Raw genomic sequence first — 6,439 nt, forward strand, 5'->3', positions numbered from 1 at the left:
CGGGCGCCTAGAGGCCTTCGGTCTTGGGGTCGCGCCCCATCAGCGCGGCCACCGCCTCGTCGGGCCGCAGCCGGCCTTCGAGCAGTTCCACCACCGCGTCGGTGATGGGCATGTCCACGCCGAGTCGGCTCGCGCGCTGCGCCACGGTGCGCGCGCTGTACACGCCCTCGGCCACGTGGCCCAGCGAGGCCACCGCCTCGTCCAGCGTCTGCCCCTTCGCCAGCAGGCGGCCCACCTGCCGGTTGCGCGACAGGTCGCCCGTGGCGGTGAGCACCAGGTCGCCCAGACCCGACAGCCCCATGAAGGTCTCGGCGCGCGCGCCCAGGGCCAGGCCCAGGCGCGTCATCTCGGCCAGACCGCGCGTGATGAGCGCGGCGCGGGCGTTCAGGCCCAGGTTGAGCCCATCGCACAGGCCGGTGGCAATGGCCAGCACGTTCTTCACTGCGCCCCCCACCTCGACGCCGGCCACGTCGTCATTGGCGTAGACGCGCAGCGTGGGGCCGTGGAAGGCGGACACCAGGGCGTCGCGCACCTCGGCGTGGGCACTTGCTGCCACCAGGGCGGTGGGCTGGCCGCGCGCCACCTCTTGAGCGAAGCTGGGGCCGCTGAGCACGCCGGTGCTCACGTCGGGCGCCACGGCGGCGGCGATCTCGTGCCCCAGGAGGCCGGGTTCATCGGGCGAGGCCGCGCGTTCGAAACCCTTGCAGAGCCAGGCCACGGGCACCGTCAGGCCGCGCAATTCGCTCAACCAGCCGCGCAGCGCGGCCATGGGTGTGGCCACGATGACCAGATTGGCCTCTGCCACCCAGGGAGCGGCCTCACCGGAGACGACGCGCAGGTCCTCCGGCAGGGCCAGGCCCGACAGGTAGCGCCGGTTCTCGCGCTCGCGGTCGATGGCGATGGCCTGCGCCGGGTCTCGCGCCCACAGGCTCACGCGGGTGGAGCCGTGCCGCGCAGCCGAAATGGCCAGCGCCGTACCCCAGGCGCCGGCGCCCAGCACCACGGTGTGCGAGGGAGAGGCGAAACCCATCCGCCGGAATCAGGTGATGATGCGCGGCGCCTCGGCCGTGTCCTGGCCGGCCTGCTGCTGCTCGTACATGGCCTGGAAGTTGATTTCGGCCAGGTGCACGGGCGGGAAGCCGGCGCGCTGGATCAGGTCGGCCACGTTGCCGCGCAGGTAGGGGTAGACGATCTGCGGGCAGGCGATGCCCATGATCGGACCCATCTGCTCGTCGGGCAGGTTGCGGATTTCGAAGATGCCGGCCTGCCGGGCCTCGACCAGGAACACCGTCTTGTCCTTGATCTTGGTGGTGACAGTGGCGGTGACGCGCACCTCGAACACGCCATCGGCCACGGGCTGGGCGTCCACGCCGAGCTGGATGTCCACCGTGGGTTGCTCCTGCTCCAGCAGGATGGCCGGCGAGTTGGGCTGCTCCAGCGAGGCCTCTTTCAGGTAGATGCGCTGGATCTGGAAAACGGGCGTGTCGGTGTCGGCCATGGTGCGTCTCGGGTGTGTCGGGAAATGAAAAAGCCCGCCGGGGAAGACCCTCAGCGGGCGCAACGGCGGATTATGTCAGCCGCCAATGACAGATTGACAGCGCCTCAGCCCGCCTGCAGCAGCGGCACCAGGCCGCCGCGCGCGTCCAGCGCGTGCAGGTCGTCGCTGCCGCCCACGTGGGTGTCGCCGATGAAGATCTGCGGCACGCTGGTGCGCCCGGCCAGTTGCGTCATGCGGGCCCGCAGGTCGGGCCGGCCATCCACCACGATCTCCTCGTAGTCCGTCACGCCACGGGCCTGAAGAAGGGCCTTGGCGCGGTGGCAGTAAGGGCAGTAATCGCTGGAATAGATGGTGACCTTGGACATTCGGGTGCTCGAGGACGCAAAACCTGAATGATCAGGCTTTCTCCACCGGAAGGCCTGCGGTGCGCCAGGCACCCATGCCGCCGGTCAGGGATTGGGCATTCTCGTAGCCCAGCTTCTTGGCCACCGCCACCGCCCGGTTGGCGCGGGCGCCGTTGGGGCAGACGAAGATGACCGGCAGGGCCTTGTTCTTGACGGCGCCGGGCAGCTTGGCCTCCAGCTCGTCCAGCGGCAGGTTCTTCGCGCCGACGATATGACCCTCGGCGAATTCCTTGGCGTCGGACATGTCGATCACGACCGCTTTCTGGCGGTTCATGAGCGCGACGGCGTCGTTGGCGTTGAGGGTGCCGGTGCGGCCGCCGGACTTGACGGCCGGCCACACCAGCAGGGCGCCCGAAACGAACGCCACGGCGATCAGGACCCAGTTCTCGATGAAGAAGCTCACGGTGATACCTTGGAGGGAAAGGCCGCGATTCTAAAATGCGCGGTTTCCGACCTTTTCGGCGCCCGCCGCCCCGCACTCCGCCATGCACAAGCTCGTCCTGATCCGCCACGGCGAATCCACCTGGAACCTCGAAAACCGCTTCACCGGCTGGACCGACGTGGACCTCACGCCCACCGGCGTGGCGCAGGCCGAGGAAGCCGCCCGCCTGCTCAAGGCCGACGGCTACGACTTCGACATCGCGTACACCAGCGTGCTCAAGCGCGCCATCCATACCCTGTGGCACGTGCTGGACGGCATGGACCGCACCTGGTTGCCCGTGGTCAAGAACTGGCGGCTGAACGAACGCCACTACGGCGCCCTGCAGGGTTTGAACAAGGCCGACATGGCCGCCCAATATGGCGACGAGCAGGTGCTGGTCTGGCGCCGCAGCTACGACACCCCGCCTCCGGCACTGGAACCGAGCGACCCGCGCAGCGAGCGCAGCGACCGCCGCTACGCCCGCCTCAAGCCCGAGGAGGTGCCGCTGACCGAATGCCTGAAGGACACCGTGGCGCGCGTCATGCCGTTCTGGAACGAGGCGCTGGCGCCGGCCATCCAGTCGGGCAAGCGCGTGGTGGTGTCCGCGCACGGCAACAGCATCCGCGCCCTGGTGAAGTACCTCGACGGCATCTCCGACGCCGACATCGTGGGCCTGAACATCCCCAACGGCATTCCGCTGGTGTACGAACTGGACGCCCAGCTCAAGCCGATCCGCCACTACTACCTGGGCGATGCCGAAGCCGCCGCCAAGGCCGCCGCCGCCGTGGCGAATCAGGGTAAAGCCTGAGCCTGCGCGCCCCGACCCGCCGGGGCGTGCAAAACCGCCGCCGGCCGGCGGGGAACCCTCGCGAGGACCCATTCTCCAAGGTGTATATTGGCCCGCCGCAGGGCCAAGGGCCCGTGTCGGGCAGTTTGCAAAGGTGATTCCATGACGAAGCGGGTCGGATCCAGGCTCAGAACCGTTGGCTGGGTGGCCATCGGCGCGGTGGCGGGCGCACTCACCACGGTGCAGCTACAGGCGGTGGCGCGCAACACGCTCAGCCCCTTGCCGCTCGAAGAACTCCAGCAACTGGCGGCCGTGTTCGGCATGGTCAAGACGGACTATGTGGAGCCAGTGGACGAGAAGAAGCTGATCTCCGACGCCATCTCGGGCATGGTCGCCAGCCTCGACCCGCATTCCCAGTATTTCGACAAGAAGTCCTTCAAGGAATTCCGCGAAGGCACCAGCGGCCGCTTCGTGGGCGTGGGCATCGAGATCACCATGGAAGACGGCCTGGTCAAGGTGGTCTCGCCCATCGAAGACTCGCCCGCCTTTCGCGCCGGCCTCAAGAGCGGCGACCTGATCACCCGCATCGACGACACCGCCGTCAAGGGTCTGGACATCAACCAGGCCGTCAAGCTCATGCGCGGCGAGCCGCGCACCAAGGTACTGCTGACCATTCTGCGCAAGGACGAGGACCGCAGCTTCACCGTCACCATCACGCGCGAAGAGATCAAGACCGTGAGCGTCAAGTCGCGCACGATCGAGACAGGCTATTCGTGGGTGCGCGTCTCGCAGTTCCAGGAACGCACCATCGAGGACTTCACGCGCAAGCTGGAAGACCTCTACCGCGCCGATCCGAACATGAAAGGTCTGGTGCTCGACCTGCGCAACGACCCAGGCGGCCTGCTCGACGCGGCCGTGGGCCTGTCGGCCGTGTTCCTGCCCGAGAACGTGACCGTGGTGTCCACCAACGGCCAACTCGCCGAGAGCCAGTTCATCTACAAAGCCATTCCGCAGCACTACTTGCGCCGCGGCGGCAACGACCCGATCCGTCGCCTGACCGAGAACACCAAGGGCTTCTACAAGCGAGTGCCGATGGTGGTGCTGGTCAACGAAGGCTCGGCCTCGGCCAGCGAGATCGTGGCCGGCGCCCTGCAGGACCACAAGCGCGCCGCTGTCATGGGCAGCCAGACCTTCGGCAAGGGCTCGGTGCAGACGGTGCGCCCGCTGGGGCCCGACACCGGCCTGAAGCTCACCACCGCGCGTTACTACACTCCCTCGGGCGTGTCCATCCAGGGCAAAGGCATCGTGCCCGATGTGATGGTGGACGAAACCGCCGATGGCAACCTGTTCGCCGCCCTGCGCACGCGCGAGGCCGACCTGAACAACAGCCTGGGCAGTTCGCCGCACGGTCCCATGACGGATGCGCAGCGCGACGCCGAGCAAAAGCGCGAGGAAGCGCGCGAAGCCGCGCGCAAGAAGCTGGAAGAGGAAGCCCGCAAGAACCCCGGCCAGCGCCTGGTGCCCGAGTTCGGCAGCGAGAAGGACTTCCAGCTCATGCAGGCCTTGAACCAACTCAAGGGCCAGCCAGTGATGGTCAGCAAGTCGCAGACCGTCCGCACCGAAGAGAAGAAGGAAAACTGAGCCCTGGCGGGCCGCGCGCCGGCCCGCCCCTCCCCTCGCGCGAGACCGCGTGAACGACGCCCAACTGCTGCGCTACTCGCGCCACATCCTGCTCGACGAACTCGGTGTCGAAGGCCAGGAACGCCTGCTGGCCTCGCACGCGCTGCTCATCGGCGCGGGCGGCCTGGGCTCACCGGTGGCGCTGTACCTGGGCAGCGCGGGCGTGGGCCGCATCACCGTGGTCGATGATGACACGGTGGACGAAACCAACCTGCAGCGCCAGATCGCGCACAACCTGGCGCGCGTGGGTTGGCCCAAGGCCGACTCGGTGCGCGAAGCCATCGCCGCCATCAACCCCGACGTGCAGGTGAACGCCATCCGACAGCGCGCCGACGACGCCTTGCTGGACGCGTTGGTGCCGACGGCCGACGTGGTGATCGACGGCTGCGACAACTTCGCCACGCGGCAGATGGTCAACCGCGCCTGCGTGCGCCACCGCAAGCCGCTGGTCTCGGGCGCGGCCATCCGCCTCGACGGCCAGCTCGGCGTGTTCGATCCGCGCCAGCCTGAGGCGCCCTGCTATGCCTGCGTGTTCCCGCCCGACGCGGACGTGGAAGAGGTTCGCTGCGCCACCATGGGTGTGTTCGCGCCGCTGGTGGGCATCGTGGGCACCCTGCAGGCGGCCGAAGCACTCAAGATTCTCTCGGGCCTGGGTTCGCGGCTCACCGGTCGCCTGCTCATGCTGGACGGGCGCGAACTGGCCTTCCACGAGATCGCGCTCAAGCGCGACCCGGCCTGCCCGGTCTGCGGTTCACGCCACGGATCAGCGGGCCACTGAAGCCGGCGCGGGCCAGGGCGGCTCGCAAGGGCCGTGGCGGCGGCGGAAATCGCGTGGTGCCTCTGGCGCACCGCCCTTCACCCACAGGCCCTGTCGCGCCGTCCGCGCCTGGTCTTCGTGCTTCACGTAGGCACCCCGGCCGCGCCAGCGCGAGGCCCAGGCCCAGCCGGTTCGCACCAGCCAGGCGTTCACGTCCTCGCCTTCGCGCTCGATGACCACCAGCCCTCGGCCGTAGCTGTCGTGCGCGCGCTCGCGCACAGTCACGGCTTGCTCCAGCAGCCGCGCCGCCAGGGCATCGCGCGCGGCCACGCCCATGGCCTGACAGATCTCGGGAGCGTCCAGGCCGTCCAGCCTCAGCTTGCGCCAGCGCCCGCCAGCGGCGGGTTGCACCCACACGGTGTCGGCATCGAACACGCGCGTCACGCGCGCGGCGTACACCGCCTCATCGGCCCACGATGCCACGGCGGCACCGGCCAGCAGCGCGCCGGCCGCCACCCCCGCCAGGCGCCGCATCAGCCCTTGCGGCCGCCCATGACCAGCAGCACCACGCCCACGGCGATGGCGCCGATGCCGGCCCACACGGGCACGTTGATGGTTTCCTTCTGCTTCACCGAGAGCTCGACGGGGCCGAGCTTCACGGCCTCGGTGTCCTTGGTGTAGCTGAAGCTGCCCATGACGAGGCCGATGGCCCCCGCCACGATGAGGACGATACCGACGACTTTGGCGAGATTCATGGTGTCTCCGTTGCTGGATGGAAGGAGGCCCGATGATGCACCAGCGCGGGTCAGGCGCCGGACTGGTCCGCGGCCACGACACCCACGGCCACGCCGCCCGCCGCCAGGCCACCTCCCGCGCCACCCCCCGCACCACC

Annotated in this window: 9 protein-coding genes; 3 read left to right on the forward strand and 6 right to left on the reverse strand. The window is 69.0% G+C overall.

Annotated elements, in window-relative coordinates:
• Positions 1-7 precede the first annotated feature (7 nt).
• The 4 genes from BN948_RS21860 to BN948_RS21875 all read right to left on the reverse strand — a co-directional run bounded on the left by BN948_RS21860 (position 8) and on the right by BN948_RS21875 (position 2,305).
• A complete protein-coding gene (locus tag BN948_RS21860) occupies positions 8-1,030 on the reverse strand; it encodes an NAD(P)H-dependent glycerol-3-phosphate dehydrogenase (RefSeq protein ID WP_009520610.1) in 1,023 nt (340 codons plus the stop codon).
• 9 nt (positions 1,031-1,039) lie between these two features.
• Positions 1,040-1,498 (reverse strand): protein-export chaperone SecB, encoded by a 459-nt coding sequence (gene secB, locus BN948_RS21865; protein WP_009520609.1) that lies wholly within the window; start codon positions 1,496-1,498, stop codon positions 1,040-1,042.
• 104 nt (positions 1,499-1,602) lie between these two features.
• Positions 1,603-1,863: a glutaredoxin 3 gene (gene grxC, locus BN948_RS21870; RefSeq protein ID WP_009520608.1), complete on the reverse strand. Its 261-nt coding sequence runs from the start codon at positions 1,861-1,863 to the stop codon at positions 1,603-1,605.
• Positions 1,864-1,894: 31 nt separating this feature from the next.
• Positions 1,895-2,305, reverse strand: coding sequence for a rhodanese-like domain-containing protein (locus tag BN948_RS21875; RefSeq protein ID WP_009520607.1), 411 nt, complete (start codon positions 2,303-2,305; stop codon positions 1,895-1,897).
• An 82-nt stretch (positions 2,306-2,387) separates the two neighbouring features.
• Here BN948_RS21875 and gpmA point away from each other — a divergent pair, with 82 nt between their 5' ends.
• From gpmA to BN948_RS21890, 3 genes are all read left to right on the forward strand, one after another.
• On the forward strand, positions 2,388-3,131 hold the full coding sequence (gene gpmA, locus BN948_RS21880) for a 2,3-diphosphoglycerate-dependent phosphoglycerate mutase (RefSeq protein ID WP_009520606.1): 744 nt from the start codon (positions 2,388-2,390) through the stop codon (positions 3,129-3,131).
• A gap of 141 nt (positions 3,132-3,272) precedes the next feature.
• On the forward strand, positions 3,273-4,751 hold the full coding sequence (locus BN948_RS21885) for a S41 family peptidase (RefSeq protein ID WP_009520605.1): 1,479 nt from the start codon (positions 3,273-3,275) through the stop codon (positions 4,749-4,751).
• Between the two features lie 49 nt (positions 4,752-4,800).
• Positions 4,801-5,568, forward strand: a complete 768-nt coding sequence (locus BN948_RS21890) for a HesA/MoeB/ThiF family protein (RefSeq protein WP_009520604.1) — start codon at positions 4,801-4,803, stop codon at positions 5,566-5,568.
• On the opposite strand, the gene BN948_RS21895 is transcribed toward BN948_RS21890, so the two are convergent.
• Both BN948_RS21895 and BN948_RS21900 read right to left on the reverse strand, forming a co-directional pair.
• A complete protein-coding gene (locus BN948_RS21895; RefSeq protein WP_009520603.1) occupies positions 5,554-6,081 on the reverse strand; it encodes a thermonuclease family protein in 528 nt (175 codons plus the stop codon). The two genes, BN948_RS21890 and BN948_RS21895, sit on opposite strands and share 15 nt — an antisense overlap.
• A complete protein-coding gene (locus BN948_RS21900; protein WP_009520602.1) occupies positions 6,081-6,302 on the reverse strand; it encodes a hypothetical protein in 222 nt (73 codons plus the stop codon). Before BN948_RS21900 ends, BN948_RS21895 begins: the two co-directional genes overlap by 1 nt.
• Positions 6,303-6,439 lie beyond the last annotated feature (137 nt).

This window comes from Hydrogenophaga intermedia (genome assembly GCF_000723405.1).
Classification (GTDB): Bacteria; Pseudomonadota; Gammaproteobacteria; order Burkholderiales; family Burkholderiaceae_C; genus Hydrogenophaga; species Hydrogenophaga intermedia.